Consider the following 17,814-nt stretch of genomic DNA (forward strand, 5'->3'; position numbering starts at 1 on the left):
GACGATCTCCCCTCCCACGATCAGTCCCGGCCCTCATCAACTCGTCGAGAAGACCTCGTCCGCACCCGGCTTCTCACCCTGCTCGGCGGCGAGCCCGCGACCCCAGGAACCGGCATACTTCCCATCGTCCACTGCCTGCCCGGCCTCACCAAGCTCAAGCGGGCGGAAGGTGTCGACCATGACCGCGGTCTCGTCGAAGTAGTCCACGCCAATCGACTTCTCGGTCGCGCCCGGCTGCGGACCGTGCGCGTGCCCGCCGGGGTGCACCGAGATCGAGCCCTTGGCGATCCCCGAGCCCTTGCGCGCCTCGTAGTCACCGTCGACGTAGAACATGATCTCGTCGGAGTCGACATTGGAGTGGTAGTACGGCACCGGAATCGCGAGCGGGTGGTAGTCCACCTTGCGCGGCACGAAATTGCAGATGACGAAGTTGTGGCCCTCGAAGACCTGGTGGACGGGGGGCGGCTGGTGCACCCGACCGGTGATTGGCTCGAAGTCGCGGATGTTGAAGACGTAGGGGTAGAGGCAGCCGTCCCAACCCACCACGTCAAAGGGGTGGTAGGGGTAGGTGTAGATGGTCCCGACCATTCCCCCCGTCGAGTGCTCACCGCCGCCGCGATGCTTGATGTAGACCTCGGTGTGCTCGTGCCGGTCGGCCCCCACGTCCTCCGCCAGCAACGGACCCGCGGGGATCCGGAAGTCGCGCTCGCAGTAGGGCGCGTGCTCGAGCAACTGACCGAACCGGGACAGGTAGCGCTTGGGCGGGCCGATGTGGCTGTTGGCCTCGACCACATAGGCGCGTAACGGCTCGACAAACCCCTCGTCCCCCTCCACGAAGGGCACCCAGCGGTGGGTGGTCGCGCGCGGGATCATCATGTAGTCACCCTCGGCCACGACGAAGCTGCCGAAGATTGTCTCGACGCGGGCGCCCCCGCGCTCCACGTAGATGCACTCATCCCCGATGCCGTTGCGGTAGTAGGGACTCGGGGTGTCGGCCACGACATACAGGAGGCGGACGTCGCCGTTGCCGAGGACGAGGCGCCGACCGGTCACCACGTCCACCCCCGTCTCCAGGGTGGGCGTGCCGTCGTCGTCGCGGGAGGCGACGAAGAGGTCGTGCAGCTTCAGGTGGCGCGGCAGCAGCGGGTGGTTGGCGACGGTGGACATGTCACCGAGGTCCCACACCGTGGCGTCCGCGATGGCCGAGGGGATGTTGCGGTGGTAGAGGAGGCTGGAGTCGCTGGAGAAACCCTCCTCCCCCATCAACTCCTCGTAGTAGAGGTTGCCCTCCTCATCCCGGTGCTGGGTGTGCCGCTTGGGCGGGACGTCCCCCATGCTCAGGTAGTACGTCATTGGCTGCGCTCCGATCTGCTCGCTCGACCGACCACCGCGGGCGTCCGGTATCCGGACATCGGTGTCCTCTCTTCCTGCACCATGCAGTAGCGTCGGCGACATGTCAACGACGCCTGCACCGCGCTCGCTGCTGACGCGGCTCGTGGACGACGCGGCGGTCTTCCCGCCGGGCAACGCGCCGGTCGACCGGGCCTGGTCCGAGCACCTTGAACTACGCCGAGGCCGGTATGCCGACCTGCTGGGTCCGTTGCTGATCGGCGCCTCGGGCGCGGCCAACCTGGTGGAGGCGGCAGCCGCCGCCCCACCCCCCGAGGATCTGGAGACCGGCACCGGCCACGGACCGCTGCCGATCGGGGTCGGCGTCATCGCCCGCCCGGGTACGCCGGTCGAGGACCTGCTGACCGCGGTCGAGTCGATCACCGCCGCTGATCACGTGATTGTGGCCGGTGTCGAACTGGGGCACGCCGAGGCCGCCCAGGCGTGGGACTGCGTGCTGGACTTGGGTGTTCCGGTGGCGGTCGAGGTGCCGCGCGCCCCGGAGACGATGCTGTCGGTCCTGGACGAGATCGCGGCCCGGGCCGACGCCAACGACCGCGCTATCCCGACCATCGCCAAACTGCGGACCCAGTCCACCCCCACCGCTGCGGTCCCGAGCGCACGGGAGCTCGCCGAGTTCCTGAGCGCGGTGCGCGACCGAGATCTGGCCTTCAAGCTGACCGGCGGCCTGCACCACGCCGTCGCCCACACCGCCGAGCTGCCCGAGGGTGGCTCAGAGGATCAGCACGGCGTGCTCAACGTGCTGGTCGCGACCCACTTCCTCGAGGACGGCGCAGGTCTGACCGACCTGACCGCCACCCTGGAGATGCGGGACGCCGAGGCCTTGGCCTCACTCGCGCGCAGCCTGGACGAGAACGGGGTCGGCGCGGTGCGCGCCCGCTTCGTCTCCTTCGGCTGCTGCGGCGTCACCGACCCGTTGGACGACCTCACCGATCTAGGAGTGCTTCCCCGATGACCGATGGCTCAACCGATGTGCTGGCAGATCTGAGTTCCGACCACCCCTTCGGCCTGCATCACCTGCCGTATGGCGCGATCGGGGTGGGCGAGGAGGTCCACCTCGCGGCTCGCGTGGGCGACTACGCCCTCGATCTGTCGGCCGCCGCCGCCGACACCGAGTGGGCACAGGCCCTGTCCCACCCGACCCTGAACGCCTTCCTGGACCTGGGGCCGGATGCCTGGGCGGGACTCCGCCGTTGGCTGCAGAGCGAACTGTCCGACAGGGCGGGCCGAGCGCGCTTTTCCGCGCACCTGCATTCCCTGGATGGCCTGGTTGTGCACCTGCCCCTGGACGTGGCCGACTATGTCGACTTCTACGCCAGCGAGCACCACGCGACCAATGTCGGCCGGATCTTCCGGCCCGACGGCGAGCCCCTGACCCCCAACTGGAAGCACCTGCCGATCGGCTACCACGGCCGCTCGTCCACGATCGTGGTCAGTGGCACGGACGTGGTCCGCCCCTCTGGTCAGCGCAAGGCGCCCACCGATGATGCCCCCAGCTTTGGCCCGAGCATCAAGCTGGACATCGAGGCCGAGCTGGCTTTCATCGTGGGCGGCTCGACGCCGGTCGGCAGCCGGGTGGGAATCGATGAGGCCGAGCAGCACCTGTTCGGGGTCGCGCTCTTCAACGACTGGTCCGCCCGCGACATCCAGGCCTGGGAGTACGTCCCGCTCGGGCCCTTCCTGGGCAAGTCCTTCGCCTCCTCGATCGCCGCCTGGATCACTCCCCTCGCGGCGCTGCAGGCCGCCCGGGTACCGCTGCCCGCGCAGGACCCGCACCCGCTGCCCTACCTGGTCGGCAACGGCACCGCGCTGTTCGGCCTGGACCTGACGATGCGGGTCGAGCTCAACGGGACCGAGATCGCGAACGCTCCCTACCGGACGATGTACTGGTCACCGACCCAGATGCTGGCGCACCTGACCGTCAACGGGGCGGCGCTGAGCAGCGGAGACATCTTCGCCTCCGGCACCACATCCGGCGCCGAGAAGAACCAGCGCGGCTCGCTGCTGGAGCTGACGTGGAACGGCACCGAACCGCTCACGCTTGAGGACGGCTCCCAGCGAACCTTCCTTGAGGACGGCGACGTGGTGACGATCACCGCCACCGCGCCGGCAGGCACCGGAGGGCTGCTCCAGCTGGCGGCGGTCTCCGGGACGATCACGCCCACCCGTTAGTCGGCGGGCCGTCAGCGGCGGTGCCGCACGACGTTGGTCTTGGCGGCCTTGTCGTGCAGGGCCTGGCGGGCCGGGTCCCACAGCGGCCACAGGTAGTTGACCAGTCCGAGCAGCCACCCGATCCACGGGATCTGCGGCAGGACGGCGTAGATCGAGCCGCGGATGGCGGCGGGACCGACCGGCGGGTTGCCGGGCGTCTCGCGCAGGCGCACCCGCAGCCCCGTCATGAGCTTGCCGACGGTGCCGCCGAAGGCGGTCACCATGGCCGTTTCGTACATGATGTTCACCAGGACGCCTGCCACGGTCAGCCGGAGCATGTCGGACTGCAGGGCCGCTGGCATGTCCGGCGTGACGGCTGAACCGCTGTCCACAGCGGCGAAGACAGCGTCCATCCAACTCCGGATGTTGTCGGAGAAGCTCGGGGCGACCAGCGGGACCACCACGATCACGCTGAAGATGCCCAGCAACAGACCGTCGAGAAGGCGAGCGCCGACGCGGTGCCACCAGCCCGCGAGCGGCTGGCCGTCGGGGGTGGTGTCGCGGGCGGAGAGCTGCTGCTGGTAGCCGACCTGGGGCATCTGCTGCCACTGCTGCTGACCCCAGTTCTGCTGCTGACCGAACGGACCGGTCTGCTGCCCGTTGCCCTGGCCGTAGCCCTGCTGCTGGCCATACCCCTGCTGCCCGCCCTGCCCGGGCGCCTGACCCCAGCGCTGATCCTGACCCGGGGCACCCTGCTGCTCACCCTGACCATAGGTCTGGTGGCTGCGGCCGGCCTGGTCCAGGTTGGGCTTCTGCTTGGGGCTGGTGTGCTGCGTCCACTGGACCCCGTCCCAGTACCGCAAGTTCTCGGCGTTCTGCGGGTCGTCGTACCACCCTGCTTGCTGACTCATGGCCGCAAGCCTGCCACAGCGCGCTCAGGCCTCGACGGCCGTCCCGCCCACCCGTCGCGCCAGCTCGGCGACCACGAGCAGCTGGTCGGCCCGGAACTGCCCGGCCGGGACCGCCGGCAGCAGGTCGTCCCAGTGGGCGAGGAAGGTCCCGCGCAGCTGCAACATGCCGGTCGGCCGGGCATAGAGCCACCAGTGCAGGTGCTCTCCACCGTCGCCCCAGCGCGCCGCCTGGATCCGCGGGACGTCGAGGACCGCGCACGCCGCCGCCTCGACGGCGGTGAGCAGCTCTCCCTGCCGGGCCGCCTCCGCGGACGTCAGGTCGCGGAGGTCGGCGTGACGCTTCGGCATGAGGAAGAGCGCGAACGGCAGCGCCCGCGGCTCGTGCGGCAGGCCGAGGATCCAACCCTCGTCGTGCCACACGACATACCCCGGGTCCAGCACCTGCACCGCCGAGCAGGTGCGGCAGTCGACCCCGCCCGCGCCGAAGCGGTCCGGCTCGGCCTCGACCGGCGGCTCCAGCTCCTTCGGGGTGAGCTCGCCGGTCCACGGCCACGACCTCCACTGCTGCAGGTCGGCCTCGCGGTAGCCGTCGGTGTCGATGGCGGCGCGGGTGCGGTCGTACCACTGCTGGGGCGTCTCCGGCATGTCCCAAACCCTAGTCACGGCACCGCGGGTGCAGGCCGCAGGACGCCAGCCGGGCGGCCCACCCGAAGGTAGGCCGCCCGCAGCGGGTCACGAGACGTGACTCAGAGGTTGCCGCGCTTCTCCTGCTCGCGCTCGATGGCCTCGAACAGGGCCTTGAAGTTGCCCTTGCCGAAGCCGAGGGAGCCGTGGCGCTCGATCAGCTCGAAGAAGACCGTGGGGCGGTCCTGCAGCGGCCGGGTGAAGATCTGCAGCAGGTAGCCGTCCTCGTCGCGGTCGACCAGGATGCCGCGCTTCTGCAGCTCCTCGATCGGCACCCGCACCTCACCGATACGAGCCCGCAGCTCCGGGTCCTCGTAGTAGCTGTCGGGGGTCGCCAGGAACTCGATCCCGTTGGCGCGCAGGGAGTCCACGGTCCGCAGGATGTCGTTGGTCGCCAGCGCGAGGTGCTGAGCGCCCGGGCCGCGGTAGAACTCGAGGTACTCATCGATCTGGGACTTCTTCTTGCCCAGGGCCGGCTCGTTCAGCGGGAACTTGACCCGGTGGTTGCCGTTGGCGACCACCTTGGACATCAGCGCCGAGTAGTCCGTGGCGATGTCATCGCCGATGAACTCGGCCATGTTCACAAAGCCCATGACCTTGTTGTAGAACTCGACCCACTCATCCATCTTGCCGAGCTCGACATTGCCGACGATGTGGTCCAGGGCCTGGAAGAGGCGCTTGGGCTCCCCGTCGCGCTTGACGTAGTCGCTCGAGCGCTCCTCGTAGCCGGGCAGATAGGGGCCGGAGTAGGTGGACTCGCCGTCGGCGTTCTTGCGCTGGACGAGGGTATGGCGCGTCTCGCCGTAGGTGGCGATCGCCGCCACGCGCACGCTGCCGTGCTCGTCCTCCAGGTCCTGCGGCTCCTGCAGGATCGTCGCCCCGATGCTGCGGGCGTGGTCGATGCACTTGTCGATGTCCGGGACCTCGAGGGAGATGTCGACGACACCGTCGCCGTGCGCACGCACGTGCTCGTGCAGCGGGCTGTCCGGGTCGACGCCGCCCTTGATGACGAACTTGATCGAGCCGGACTTCAGGACGAAGGCCTTATGGTCACGGTTGCCGGTCTCGGGGCCGGAGTAGCCGATCAGCTCCATGCCGAAGGCGGACTGGTAGAAGTGCGTGGTCTGCGTGGCATTGCCCACGACGAAGACGATCGCGTCCCAGCCGGTCACCGGGAAGACGTCGGTGGTCTCGTCATAGGGCACCAGGCCCACGAGCTGCTTGAGCTGGTCGAGCTCGAGGTTGGCCTCGCGCTCCTGGTCGGTCAGATGGACGGCGGTGTCTGTCATGGTCCCGAGGGTGGCCGCCCAGGTGTATGTCGCGCAAGCTCACCTTCTCCTGGTGTGCAGAGTGCGCAGATTGCCCGGTGGAGCGCGGTCTACACTGAGCACTATGTCCAACCCACCGGTGATCGATGATCTGGATGGTCGCCTGCTGACGCTACTGCAGGAGGATCCTCAGATCGGGGTGCTCGGAGCCTCCCGTGCCCTCGGAGTGGCGAGGGGAACCGTCCAGAGCCGGTTGGACAAACTGGTCGAGCGCGGGGTGATCCGCTCCTTCGCCCCTGCCCTGGACCCCGCCGCCCTGGGGTACCCAGTGATGGCCTTCACCACCTTGGAGATCCGGCAGGGCACCGGCGGCGGTCCGGTCGTGGAGCACGTCTCCGGCATCGCGGAAGTCCTGGACGCCCACACCATCACCGGTTCCGGTGACCTGATGCTCCGGGTCGTGGCCCGGGACAACGCGCATCTGCAGGAGGTCATCGACGAGGTGGTTTCTCATCCCCTGGTCGAGCGCTCCTCCACCCTCATCGCGCTCTCGACCCGGGTGCCCTACCGCACGATGCCCTTGGTGCGGGCCGCGCAGGGACCCTGAACCTCAGACCTCGCCACCCACTGCTCTGGCCACCTGCTGTGCCGCGGCCAGCACGGCCTGACCCGCCTCCGGTCCCAGCTCACCCATGGCGACGACCCCCACCGACGCCTCCAGCCCCGGGACCCCTAGCACGGCTGCGGACAGCCCGTGGGCACCCTGCTGCAGTTCACCGACGGTCACCACCGGAGCGGAGGTCCCCGAGCGGGCCTCAAGGATCGCGCGACCTGCCGCTCCCCGGCTGAGGGGGTGCCGGCTCCCGACGCGGTAGGAGACATGGAAGTCGGTCCAGCTCGGCTCCATCACGACCAACGCCAGCGCCTGCTCCCCCTCGGCCACCGTGAGGTGGGCGGTGGCTCCCACCTCGTCGGCGAGCTCGCGCAGCACCGGCCGGGCGGCCTCCACCAGCATCGGGCGCACCGCAAGTTGGAGGCGGGTCACGCCCAGGCCGAGCCGGACCCGGCCGTCCTCGGCACGGGTGACGAACTCCCGTGCCTGCAAGGTGGCCACCAATCGATACACGATCGCCCTGCTCAGGCCGAGCCGGTCCGCGATGGTGGAGATCGTCATACCACCGGAGGCGGCGGAGCCGCCCAGCAGTTCGAGCAACTGCAACCCTCGGTCGAGGGTCTGCGCGGTCTCGGGCACGCGCCCACTCCCGTCGGGAGTCATCCGGTCCCCCTGACCGACGCGCGGGCGAGGAGGCGGAGAGGCGCCCCATCACCCGGCACATTGGTGATATTGCGCAGCCTGGTCGGCGAGGATTCGTCCGCGACAAGGTCGAACCGGCGCAGCACCTCGCGAAGCACCACGACGCCTTCCATCAGCGCGAAGGACGCACCCACGCAGCGGCGGACCCCTCCCCCGAACGGGATCCAGGTGTGCGCCGCCGGACCGTCGCCGAGGAAGCGCTCGGGCCGGTACTGCTCCGGCTCGGCAAAGGCGGCCTCGCGGTGGTGGGCGAGCATGATCGCGGGCGCCACGGTGACGCCGGCCGGCAGGTCCCAACCGCCGATCTGCTGAGGACTGCGCAAGGTGCGGGCCACGAAGTCGATGATCGGGTGCAGCCGCATCGCCTCCTTGACGCAGGCCTCGAGGTAGGCCTCATCGCCCTCGTCAGCGGCGTGCTGAGCGGCGGCGAGCGCCCTCGGGTCGCGGGCCAGCTCGTGCAGGGTCCAGGACAGCGCGGAGGCGGAGGTCTCATAGCCGGCCAGGAGCAAGGTGACCAGCTGGTCGCGTAGTTCCTGGGCGGGCAAGGGTCCCTGCTCATCACCCAGACCGTCGCTACCGACCGCGAGAAGCCGCGTCAGCAGGTCGTCCTTGTCCCGGTCACCGGCGCGGCGGGCGTCGATCTCGGCGTGGATGAGGGCGTCCACCTCCCGCAGGTTGGCGGCATGCCCGCGCCAGGGCGGCAGGGCACGCAGCGTGGGATAGAGCCACCCGACCACGACCACCGGACCGACCTCGGCCAGGCGCAGCACCCGAGGTCGCAATTGCTCCAGGCGCTCCCCCTCGCTCACCCCGAAGACGACACGCAGCATCACCTCGAGAGTGATGGCCGCCATCCGCTCCAAGCTGGAGACCGTCTGACCGGGTACCCATCGCTCCACCTCGGCGTGGGTCAGCTCCTCCACGACCGGCCGGTAGGCCGCAACCGCCCCCGGTGAGAACGCCGGCCGCAGGTAGCCGCGCATCCGGCGGTGCTCGGCGCCGTCGTTGAGCATCACCGACCGGTCGCCCATCGCGGCCCGCAGCACCTCGTTACCCCCAGCCCCGCTGAACTCCGCCGCATCCCCGGCGAAGATCGCCTTGATGTCATCGGGCTCGGAGAAGAGTACGTAGGTCTGCGGGCCGGGCAGCAACCGGATGGTGAACGTGGGTCCATAGCGCTGGACCAGGGCAGGGAAGCCGCGCTGCTCGCCGGTGTAGGAACGCAACGTCTGGAGCAGGGCTGGGGACTTCGGTCCGGGTGGCAGGTGGCTCTTCGGACTCACCCCAGCAGCGTAACCGGGCAGGTGGGGGCGCCGTGCGACACAACTGAGACACAGCGTCAGTACGTTCGCGAGCGCGACCTTCCGGCGCTCTCCTTCGTGCGAGAAAGGCACACCGCCCATGAAGCCCAGCCGAGCCACGTGGTTCAGGCGCATCATCGCGCCAGCGTGCACAGCCGCGCTCCTGCTGTCACCCTCCGTCTCCCTTGCCTCCCCGACGACCGACGATGCCGTCCAGACGGCGTCCGCCGATGCGGAGACCACCACTGAGCCCAGCCTCGACACAGAGACCGATGCTGGGACCGATGCTGAAGCCGACGTCATCTCCGAGACCGATCCGGAAATCGACGCACCCCGCGACCAGGCCCGTCGCCTCACGCTCGGCTCGCACACCGGCCTGTCCGACTCCATCGACCCGGCGGGGGAGGTGGATTGGTTCGTTTTCGACGCCCCGCAGGCTGGCACATACACAGTCGAGTTCTTTGAGGTCTCCACAAGCCTCGAGATGCTCACGTCGGCCCACAGCGGTAACACCTTGATCCAGCGAGACTCCCCTGGCGACGGCGTAGTGCACCGCCGCATCTCGGTCCCGGTAGCCATCCCTGGGACGTACCACGTCCGTGCTACCGCCCGTTTCGGCACGCAGCGAGGCACGTACCGGGTCAGGGTGCTTCCACAGTACGACCAAGGCCTGACGTGGCTCTCGAACGGCGAGGCGGACGGCGCTCTCGCCTTGGCACCCGAGGTGCGGGTCGGTCGTCAGTACGCGGTGAACCGGGCAATCGAGCCGGTGCCGGCCGGTGCTCGCCGCACGAACGCTGACGTCGACTGGATTCGCTTTTACGCGCCTCGGGCTGGGACGTACACGGTCGAGGCCTTCGACTCCGCCACCGAGCTTCGCATGAGCGGGTGGGACCGTAACGGCAACGCTCTGGGCTCGCAGTACAACGGGGCAGGCACCGTCGAGCAATTCGTGCAGCTCGACGTCTCCATTCCCGGCGACTACTTCGTCCGCACGACGACTCGTTTCGGAGACCAGACAGGTACCTACAAGCTGCGGGTTCTTCCTCAGTTCGACCAAGGACACAGCTGGGATTCGACATACGAACCGAACAACACGCGGAGCACTGGGTTCTCCGCCACTCTGGGACGCACTCTCACCGCCGCCATGGAAACTCGCCGTTCCAACTCGCGGGACAGTGCCGACGTCGACTGGTTCAACGCATCATTCACTGCCGGGAACCAGCACGTCGTGCAGTTCACACCCAATGGCTTCGAGGCCATCGTCGGTGTCTACAACGCGTCTGGAACCTTGCTCACCCAAAGTCGCTGCTTCAGCGGGAACACCTGCGACTACTCCGTGACTCCCTCTATCGCGGGCGTGCATCACGTACGTGTGGCGCCGCGCTTCGGGAGTGAGTCTGGGACCTACAGCCTGTGCATCAGGAGGGCCGGCTCTACCTGCACCTCCCCCGCCGCCAAGGTGACCCGCCTGGGTGGCTCGGACCGGTACGCCACGGCGGCCCAGGTGGCCAGCCAGTTCCCGGCGAACGTCGATGTCGCCTTCGTCGCCGGCGGCGCCAACTTCCCCGACGCCCTGGCCGGAGCGGCCCGCGCGGGCGCGGTCAACGCCCCCGTCCTGCTCACCCGGGCCGGGTCGATCCCCGGTCCGACCGCTGCCCAGCTGAACCGCCTGCGTCCGCAGCGGATCGTGGTCCTCGGCGGGACGGGCGCGGTCGACAACGCCGTCCTGCAGGACTTGCGTCAGTACGCCCGCTCGACCGGTGCCGACGCGGTGACGCGCGTCTCCGGCGCCGACCGGTTCGCGACCTCGGCGAGGATCAGCTCGCTGTACTCGCCCGGGGTGGCCACGGCATACGTCGCCACGGGGCGCGCCTTCCCGGACGCCTTGTCCGGAGCCGCGCTCGCGGGCCGCAATGGCGCTCCCCTGCTCCTGGTCGACACGAACCGGATCCCGGGCAGCATCGATGCTGAGCTGCGCCGCCTGCGTCCGCAGCGGATCGTCATCCTCGGCGGGAATGGCGCCGTCTCCGGCGCGGTGCAGACCGAGCTGGCCACCTACGCGAGTGCCTCGACCAACAAGGTCACCCGCATCGCGGGCAGCGATCGCTATCTGACGTCGGCGTCCGTGGCCTCGCGTTTCCCGGCTGGAGTGCAGGGAGCGTATGTCGCCACCGGCTCCACCTTCCCCGACGCCCTCGCCGGAGCGGCCCTGGCGGGCACCCGCAACAGCCCGGTGCTGCTGACCCGCGCAGGTGAACTGCCCGGTGCCATCACCACCGAGCTGCAGCGTCTGCGGGCGGGTCATGGGTATGTGATCGGCAGCCCGAACGTGGTTAGCGAGAACGTGGCGCGCCAGTTGGCGACCTACATCCGCTGATATCTCCACTCCCGTATGCCGTCCGGCACCTGGTCAGCCCAGGCGCCGGGCGGCATACTGCTGCGGTCGATCCGCAGGGAAAGAAGTCGGTTAGCGGCGGCCGACGAACCAGTGCCGGATGCGCTCGATGCGCGCCTGGACCTGCTCGCTGGATGCCGTGGCCAGCTCCGGCCCGCCACAGGTGCGGCGGAGTTCCGCGTGCACCACGGCGTGCGGTTGGCCCTTCTTCTGGGCATAGGCGGAGACGAGCTTGTTGAGCTCCTTGCGGTGCTCGGCCAGCGCCCGGTGCGCGGAGACCGCCTCGACGCGTTGCCGCCCACCGCCGCGGCCGACCTGCTTCTTCTGGCGTTCGCGCAGGACGTGCGCGACCTGGTCCGGCTCGAGGAGGCCCGGAAGCCCGAGGAATTCCTCCTCGTCCTCCGAGCCGGGCAGACCGCCCAGCCCGAACTGCTCGGCATCGAAGAGCACGTGATCGAACTCCGCCTCCGAGCCGAGGGCCTCGAAGGAGCCCTCCAGCTCACCTGAGGCGGACTCGGAGGCGTTGGCCTGGGCGACCAGGCCGTCCTCCTCGGACCAGAGCTGGTCCTCATCGTCGGTCCTCATCTTGTTGAGCGCGTGGTCGCGCTCCTGCTCCATCGAGCCAGCGTGGCCCAGCAGGAGGGAGACATTGGGCAGGAAGAGAGAGGCGGTCTCCCCACGGCGTCGCGCGCGGACGAACCTGCCGACGGCCTGGGCGAAGAAAAGCGGCGTCGAGGTGGAGGTCGCGTAGACACCGACGCAGAGTCGAGGCACATCGACTCCCTCGGAGACCATGCGGACAGCGACCATCCAGCGCGAGTCTCCTGCGGCATACTCCTCGATCCGGGCGGAGGCGCCGGAGTCGTCGGAGAGCACCACGGTCGGCTTCTCCCCGGTGAGCTCGTGCAGCTGGCGGGCATAGGCCCGGGCGGAGGCCTGGTCGGAGGCGATGACCAAACCGCCGGCGTCCTCGACATGGCGCCGGACCTCACTCAGCCGCTTGTCAGCGGCGCGCAGGACGGAGGGGACCCACTCCCCTGCCGGGTCCAGCGCAGTGCGCCACGCCTGCTTGGTGACGTCCTTGGTGAGCGGCTCACCGAGGCGCGCCTCGAGTTCATCGCCCACCTTCGTCCGCCAGCGCATGGTGCCGCCGTAGGAGAGGAAGAGCACGGGGCGGACGACGCCGTCGCGCAGCGCATCGGCGTAGCCGTAGGTGTAATCCGCGCTGGAGCGCAGGATGCCTTCCTGATCCATCTCGTAGCGCACGAAGGGGATCGCGGCGGTGTCGGAACGGAATGGGGTGCCGGTGAGCGCCAGGCGACGCTGGGCCGGCTCGAACGCCTCGCGGATGGCCTCACCCCAGGAGAGTGCATCACCACCATGGTGGATCTCGTCGAGGATGACCAGGGTGCGGGCCTTCTCGGTGCGGGCCCGGTGCAGGAGCGGCTTGCTGGCCACGCCGGCGTAGGTGACCGCGATCCCATCGAAGTCCTCGCTGTGCCGGCCCTGGGCGTTGGCGAACTTCGGGTCGATCCGGATGCCGACCTTGGCGGCGGCCTCGGCCCACTGGACCTTGAGGTGCTCGGTGGGGGCCACGATGGTGATCCGCTGGATCTCGCCGCGATCGAGCAACTCGGTGGCGACCCGCAGGGCGAAGGTCGTCTTGCCCGCTCCCGGGGTCGCGACCGCCAGGAAATCCCGGGGCCGCTCGGTCAGATAGCGCTCCAGTGCCGCGGCCTGCCAGGCCCGCAGCTTGTTGGCGGTACCCCAGGCAGCCCGCTCGGGATAGGCGGGTGAGAGGTGGGAGGCTGCGGAAGTGGACATCGGCGATCAAGGATAGGCGGTCGAACCGACAGTCCTGACCCGCAGGCGCTGGCGCGCCGCCGGCCCACCCGGAGTCGGCCTACACTGGCCGCATGACTGCTCGGATGTCGGACCAGCCGCTGGACGCCCCCGAGGCCCCGGACGGCCCGCAGACCCAGACCGCGCTGCTGGAGAGGGAGGACACCCGCGTCGCGCCGGAGATCTCCGAGCCGGGTGATCACGAACGCTTCTCGCACTACGTGCGCAAGGAGAAGATCCTGGAGAGCGCGCTGAGCGGAGCGCCCGTCATCGCCTTGTGCGGCAAGGTGTGGGTCCCCGGGCGCGACCCCAACCGCTTCCCGGTGTGCCCGATGTGCAAGGAGATCTACGAGGGCCTGCGCGAGCCGCAGGACGGCGGCGACGGTGGCTCGGGCGGGGGTTCGGGCGAGAGCTGACCTGCAGGTTGTCCTTCTGGGTCGACCCGAGCAGCCCCCCGTGCAGGATCGTCAGTTCAGTTCAGGGTCCTCGGTCCAGGTCGTGACCAGGGACAGGCTCGAGCGCTGACGCAACAGGATCTCGCGCCAGAGATCTTGAGTGTCGTCGTGGAAGGCGTCACGGGGCTCACGCGGGATGACGTACCACGCCCCCTGGGCAATCTCGGTGTCCAGTTGTCCGGCGCCCCACCCGCTGTAGCCGACGAAGATCCGGAACGCCCCCAACTCTGGGACGACCAACGGCGCCGGAGCGTCCAGGTCCACCAGGCCAATCCCGCCGAAGAGCACCTGCGTGCCGAGCGGCGCGTCCTCCTGACCATGGCCGGGCAAGCTGACCAGGCCCATCGCGGTATCCGTGCCCACGGGGCCACCTTTGAACAGCACCCCAGGATCGGTGACGAAGGGCTGCCACTGGGGCAGCACGACATCGACGGTGGCGTCCAGCGGTTGGTTCAGCACCAGGCCGTGGGCCCCCTCCTCGTCGTGGTGCAGCACCAGCACGACGGACCGTTCGAAGACATCCCCCGTCAGCGGGGTGGCCACGAGCAACTTGCCGGTGACATCCAGCTCCATGCCTCCTCCTTCACCTCGCACCTCCATTCTGGCCACGAACGCCCCCTTCGCGCCCGGTGACAGGCCATCGCGCGGCGATCGCCCACCCCAGGGAGATCCCGACGAGGTTGGCAACGGTGTCCCACGGGTCGGCCAGGCGAGCTGTCGTGAGCCACCCCTGGATCGGCTCGCTGATCAGCGCGTGGGCGATGAGCGCCATGAGCACCCACCGGGCAGCCGGCCACCGCGGCAGAAGGGTGCGAGCGACCCACGCCGGAGCGGCGAACAGCAGCAGGTGTCCGATCTTGTCCTGTCCAGGCAGCCCGGTGTCCGGCCCGGGCACGGTCGGCGCATAGAGCGCCCACACCTGAACTGCCAGGAGCACCAGAAGCAGGACCTGCCCCACCAGCAGGAGGTGAGCCCCGAGGGGTTCAGTTCTGTGCTGCTGCATCCTTGGCCCGCGCCGCCTGCTCGACCGCCTTGGCGACCGCCTGCGTGGCGGCGGGGTTGAAGACGCTGGGGATGATGTAGGTCGGGTTCAACTCCTCCGGCGAGACCACATTGGCCAGCGCGGTGGCCGCGGCCAGGAGCATGTCGTCGTCGATGTTGCCGCTGGCGGCGTCCAGCAGCCCACGGAAGACGCCGGGGAAGACGAGCACGTTGTTGATCTGGTTGGCGAAGTCGCTCCGCCCGGTCGCGACCACGGTGGCGTGGCGGCCGGCGTCCACGGGGTCGACCTCGGGGACGGGGTTGGCCATGGCGAAGACGATGGCGTCCTCGTTCATCTGGGCGATGTCCTCGCCGGTGAGGATGTTGCCGGCAGAGACCCCGATGAAGACGTCGGCACCCACCAGCGCCTCCTTGAGGCTGCCGGTCTCCATGGCGCGGTTGGTCTGGCTCGCGATCCAGGCGAGGTTGCCGTTGTGACCCCGCATCACATCGGGACGACGGGCGTGGATGACCCCGTCGACGTCCGCGACCACGACGTCGGTAGCACCCGCCTGGAGCAGCAGACGGATGATGGCCGACCCGGCCGCACCCGCTCCGGACATCACGATCTTGACGTCGCCGATCTCCTTGTTGACGACCCGCAGGGCGTTGGTGAGCGCGGCGAGAGCCACGATGGCGGTGCCGTGCTGGTCGTCATGGAAGACGGGGATGTCCAGCTCCTCCCGCAGCCGTGCCTCGATGTAGAAGCAGCGGGGGGCAGAGATGTCCTCCAGGTTGATCCCGGCGAACCCGGGGGCCAGTGCCTTGACGATCCGGACGATCTCGTCGGCGTCGTGCGCGTCGAGGCAGATCGGGAAGGCGTCGATGTCGGCGAACCGCTTGAACAGCGCGGCCTTGCCCTCCATGACGGGCATCGCGGCCAGCGGTCCGATGTCACCCAGCCCCAGCACAGCGCTGCCGTCGGTCACCACCGCCACGGTGTTGCGCTTGATCGTCAGACTGCGGGCGTCCTCGGGGTTCTCGGCGATCGCCTGGCAGATCTTGGCGACACCAGGCGTGTAGGCCAGCGACAGGTCATCCCGATTGCGGATGGGCAATTTGGACTTCACCTCGAGCTTGCCCCCGAGGTGGGCGAGGAAGGTGCGGTCGCTGACCCGACCAATCTCCACCCCGTCGACGGTGCCGATCGCCTCCACCACCTGCGCGGCGTGCCCGGTGCCGTGGGTGGCGATCGTCAGGTCCGCCTGCAACCGCTCGGTGCCGGATTCGCTGATGTCGACCGCCGTGACCATTCCCCCGACATCCGAGACAGCCGTGGTGATCTCGCTGACTGCGGTGACGCGAGCGGGAAGCTCGAGCCGGACGGTGATGGAGTTGGAGACGGAGGGGACAGGGCTCATGGTCTGACATTCTCCCGCACGAGGTGGAATGCCTCCACCACCGGCTGGCGTTGTGCGGTGCATGAGCACTGTGAACCTGACCGCAGAGACCTTCGAGCAGACCGTCACCGGCAACGACATCGTGCTGGTGGACTGGTGGGCGGAGTGGTGCGGCCCGTGCAAGATGTTCGCCCCCGTCTATGACAAGGCTGCCGACGAACACACGGACGTCGTCTTCGGCAAGGTGGACACCGAGGACCAGCAGGCCCTCGCGGCTGGCGCCCAGATCAGCTCCATCCCGACGATCATGGCTTTCCGCGAAGGCATCCTGGTCTTCCGGCAGTCCGGAGCTCTGCCCGCCCGCGATCTGGAGTCCGTGATCACCCAGGTGAAGGCGCTGGACATGGCTGAGGTGCGGGCCACGATGGCTGCCAACGCGTCCGAGCAGGGGTCCGACAGCACCGACTGACGGTCACGACCACTCGCGAACGACGCGAGGCGCCCACATGTAGACGATCATCCAGATCGTTGGATGACGCGAACTGCTGCGCCGTGACCCCCGGCATCGAGTTTGGCATCACAGGTGTAGAGCGGAGCGTCCAACGCCTCAGCGAGGGCGAGGTAGGTCGCGTCATAACTGGTGTAGTGGTGACGCAACTGCCAGATCCGATCGGCCAAGGGGGCCACCTTATGCCGCTCAATGGTGAAGTCGAAGTGATCCCGGCGTGCGTCCTCGGCCACGTCTGGGTCGAGTTTCCGACTCAGGGACAGGCCCCGCAGCGCCGACAGAACCTCCACATCGAGGAGGTGGGGGGCGTGCACGACGCCCCCAAGGGCCTCGAGAAGCTCTTCGGCCACCTCGCAGCCCACCAATGCCTCCACTATCGCCGAGGCATCCACGATGATCATCGGCGTCCGGACTGCACAGCAGCCACGATCTCCTCAGCGCTTGGTCCGCCAGCACGATCTCGCTCCCTGAGTCGGGCGACGATCTGCTCATTCGTCGGGCGCCGCGCGATCTGGGCCAGCTCACCGGCTACGTAGGACGACAGCGACATCCCCCGGGCCGCGGCCCGCTCCTTCAAGGTCGCGGCCACATCCTCGGCCACGTCGCGAATGTAGAGAGTCGTCATACGTTCATGCTAGCAGTCTGCAAGCCAACCGCTGGTCACTCGCGGCCGCAGGTGGCGGTGATGGTCGCTGGTCGGCGCACAGACGCACGAAAATGACCCCTGGCCTGCCTTTGGGAGGCAGGTCAGGGGTCATCACGGATGACACAACGCGAGCGTGAGGCACGGGTGGTGGAGGTGGCGGGAATCGAACCCGCGTCCGTTGCCGGGAAGTCAGGGCTTCTCCGGGTGCAGTGCGCTGTGGATTTTCTCGGCCCCAGGGCTCGCGCGCACACGTTCCCTGACAGGCCCAGTCGAGTAGAAGTCCCGCACGATCCCCCGACATGACCGTGCAGCAAGTTTCCTAGCTGATGCCAGGCACTGAGTCGGAAACTAGCTCAGGCTGACAGACTTCGGGCTCGCTCAGGCGGCGAGGGCGAAGTCGCTGCGCTTGGAGTTGGCAGCTATTGGTTTCGCAAGGAGCGTTGACGAGATGACCTTGCATCCTCGACCCGCTTCCCCTGAAATGCCGAACAACGTCGAAACCGATCACCCCCATGGGGTGCCTCACGCTGTGCAGTTGTCAAGG

Annotated in this window: 18 protein-coding genes and 1 other RNA gene; 6 read left to right on the forward strand and 13 right to left on the reverse strand. The window is 68.7% G+C overall.

Annotation, left to right across the window (positions count from 1 at the left end; all coding sequences use genetic code 11):
* Positions 1-36 precede the first annotated feature (36 nt).
* A complete protein-coding gene (locus ACQBAT_RS10430) occupies positions 37-1,353 on the reverse strand; it encodes a homogentisate 1,2-dioxygenase (protein WP_420746563.1) in 1,317 nt (438 codons plus the stop codon).
* Between the two features lie 100 nt (positions 1,354-1,453).
* On the opposite strand from ACQBAT_RS10430, the gene ACQBAT_RS10435 reads away from it, so the two are divergent.
* Both ACQBAT_RS10435 and fahA read left to right on the forward strand, forming a co-directional pair.
* Positions 1,454-2,365, forward strand: coding sequence for a hypothetical protein (locus ACQBAT_RS10435; RefSeq protein WP_420746564.1), 912 nt, complete (start codon positions 1,454-1,456; stop codon positions 2,363-2,365).
* Positions 2,362-3,582 (forward strand): fumarylacetoacetase, encoded by a 1,221-nt coding sequence (gene fahA / locus ACQBAT_RS10440; RefSeq protein ID WP_420746565.1) that lies wholly within the window; start codon positions 2,362-2,364, stop codon positions 3,580-3,582. The genes ACQBAT_RS10435 and fahA overlap by 4 nt, the downstream gene beginning before the upstream one ends.
* Before the next feature lie 11 nt (positions 3,583-3,593).
* On the opposite strand, the gene ACQBAT_RS10445 is transcribed toward fahA, so the two are convergent.
* The 3 genes from ACQBAT_RS10445 to hppD all read right to left on the reverse strand — a co-directional run bounded on the left by ACQBAT_RS10445 (position 3,594) and on the right by hppD (position 6,445).
* A complete protein-coding gene (locus ACQBAT_RS10445; RefSeq protein ID WP_420746566.1) occupies positions 3,594-4,472 on the reverse strand; it encodes an RDD family protein in 879 nt (292 codons plus the stop codon).
* 24 nt (positions 4,473-4,496) lie between these two features.
* Positions 4,497-5,117, reverse strand: a complete 621-nt coding sequence (locus tag ACQBAT_RS10450; protein WP_420746567.1) for an HIT family protein — start codon at positions 5,115-5,117, stop codon at positions 4,497-4,499.
* A 101-nt stretch (positions 5,118-5,218) separates the two neighbouring features.
* Positions 5,219-6,445: a 4-hydroxyphenylpyruvate dioxygenase gene (gene hppD / locus ACQBAT_RS10455; RefSeq protein WP_420746568.1), complete on the reverse strand. Its 1,227-nt coding sequence runs from the start codon at positions 6,443-6,445 to the stop codon at positions 5,219-5,221.
* A gap of 103 nt (positions 6,446-6,548) precedes the next feature.
* Between hppD and ACQBAT_RS10460 the strand changes: the two genes are divergently transcribed.
* Positions 6,549-7,031, forward strand: coding sequence for an Lrp/AsnC family transcriptional regulator (locus ACQBAT_RS10460; protein WP_420746569.1), 483 nt, complete (start codon positions 6,549-6,551; stop codon positions 7,029-7,031).
* A 3-nt stretch (positions 7,032-7,034) separates the two neighbouring features.
* Here ACQBAT_RS10460 and ACQBAT_RS10465 read toward each other — a convergent pair whose 3' ends face one another.
* A complete protein-coding gene (locus tag ACQBAT_RS10465) occupies positions 7,035-7,676 on the reverse strand; it encodes an IclR family transcriptional regulator (protein ID WP_420746570.1) in 642 nt (213 codons plus the stop codon).
* Positions 7,677-7,696: 20 nt separating this feature from the next.
* Positions 7,697-9,022, reverse strand: a complete 1,326-nt coding sequence (locus tag ACQBAT_RS10470; RefSeq protein ID WP_420746571.1) for a cytochrome P450 — start codon at positions 9,020-9,022, stop codon at positions 7,697-7,699.
* A 118-nt stretch (positions 9,023-9,140) separates the two neighbouring features.
* On the opposite strand from ACQBAT_RS10470, the gene ACQBAT_RS10475 reads away from it, so the two are divergent.
* Positions 9,141-11,420, forward strand: a complete 2,280-nt coding sequence (locus ACQBAT_RS10475) for a cell wall-binding repeat-containing protein (protein WP_420746572.1) — start codon at positions 9,141-9,143, stop codon at positions 11,418-11,420.
* A 90-nt stretch (positions 11,421-11,510) separates the two neighbouring features.
* On the opposite strand, the gene ACQBAT_RS10480 is transcribed toward ACQBAT_RS10475, so the two are convergent.
* Complete coding sequence (locus ACQBAT_RS10480; protein ID WP_420746573.1) at positions 11,511-13,262, reverse strand: DEAD/DEAH box helicase; 1,752 nt, start codon at positions 13,260-13,262, stop codon at positions 11,511-11,513.
* A 92-nt stretch (positions 13,263-13,354) separates the two neighbouring features.
* Between ACQBAT_RS10480 and ACQBAT_RS10485 the strand changes: the two genes are divergently transcribed.
* Positions 13,355-13,696: a DUF3039 domain-containing protein gene (locus tag ACQBAT_RS10485; protein WP_420746574.1), complete on the forward strand. Its 342-nt coding sequence runs from the start codon at positions 13,355-13,357 to the stop codon at positions 13,694-13,696.
* 51 nt (positions 13,697-13,747) lie between these two features.
* Here ACQBAT_RS10485 and ACQBAT_RS10490 read toward each other — a convergent pair whose 3' ends face one another.
* Genes ACQBAT_RS10490 through ACQBAT_RS10500 form a run of 3 tightly spaced genes read right to left on the reverse strand, consistent with a single transcriptional unit; the run spans position 13,748 to position 16,137 of the window.
* A complete protein-coding gene (locus tag ACQBAT_RS10490) occupies positions 13,748-14,308 on the reverse strand; it encodes a YqgE/AlgH family protein (protein WP_420746575.1) in 561 nt (186 codons plus the stop codon).
* 10 nt (positions 14,309-14,318) lie between these two features.
* Positions 14,319-14,672, reverse strand: a complete 354-nt coding sequence (locus tag ACQBAT_RS10495) for a hypothetical protein (RefSeq protein ID WP_420746576.1) — start codon at positions 14,670-14,672, stop codon at positions 14,319-14,321.
* A 46-nt stretch (positions 14,673-14,718) separates the two neighbouring features.
* A complete protein-coding gene (locus ACQBAT_RS10500) occupies positions 14,719-16,137 on the reverse strand; it encodes an NAD-dependent malic enzyme (RefSeq protein ID WP_420746577.1) in 1,419 nt (472 codons plus the stop codon).
* Positions 16,138-16,198: 61 nt separating this feature from the next.
* Between ACQBAT_RS10500 and trxA the strand changes: the two genes are divergently transcribed.
* Positions 16,199-16,585 carry a thioredoxin gene (gene trxA, locus ACQBAT_RS10505; RefSeq protein ID WP_420746578.1) on the forward strand — a complete coding sequence of 129 codons (387 nt, stop codon included), beginning with the start codon at positions 16,199-16,201 and terminating at the stop codon, positions 16,583-16,585.
* A gap of 47 nt (positions 16,586-16,632) precedes the next feature.
* On the opposite strand, the gene ACQBAT_RS10510 is transcribed toward trxA, so the two are convergent.
* The 3 genes from ACQBAT_RS10510 to ssrA form a co-directional block, all read right to left on the reverse strand.
* Positions 16,633-17,025 (reverse strand): type II toxin-antitoxin system VapC family toxin, encoded by a 393-nt coding sequence (locus ACQBAT_RS10510; RefSeq protein WP_420746579.1) that lies wholly within the window; start codon positions 17,023-17,025, stop codon positions 16,633-16,635.
* Complete coding sequence (locus ACQBAT_RS10515; protein WP_420746580.1) at positions 17,022-17,249, reverse strand: FitA-like ribbon-helix-helix domain-containing protein; 228 nt, start codon at positions 17,247-17,249, stop codon at positions 17,022-17,024. The genes ACQBAT_RS10510 and ACQBAT_RS10515 overlap by 4 nt, the downstream gene beginning before the upstream one ends.
* Before the next feature lie 166 nt (positions 17,250-17,415).
* Positions 17,416-17,782, reverse strand: a transfer-messenger RNA (tmRNA) gene (ssrA, locus tag ACQBAT_RS10520).
* Between the last annotated feature and the right edge of the window lie 32 nt (positions 17,783-17,814).

Source organism: Ornithinimicrobium pulveris, from assembly GCF_050261105.1.
GTDB lineage: Bacteria > Actinomycetota > Actinomycetes > Actinomycetales > Dermatophilaceae > Ornithinicoccus.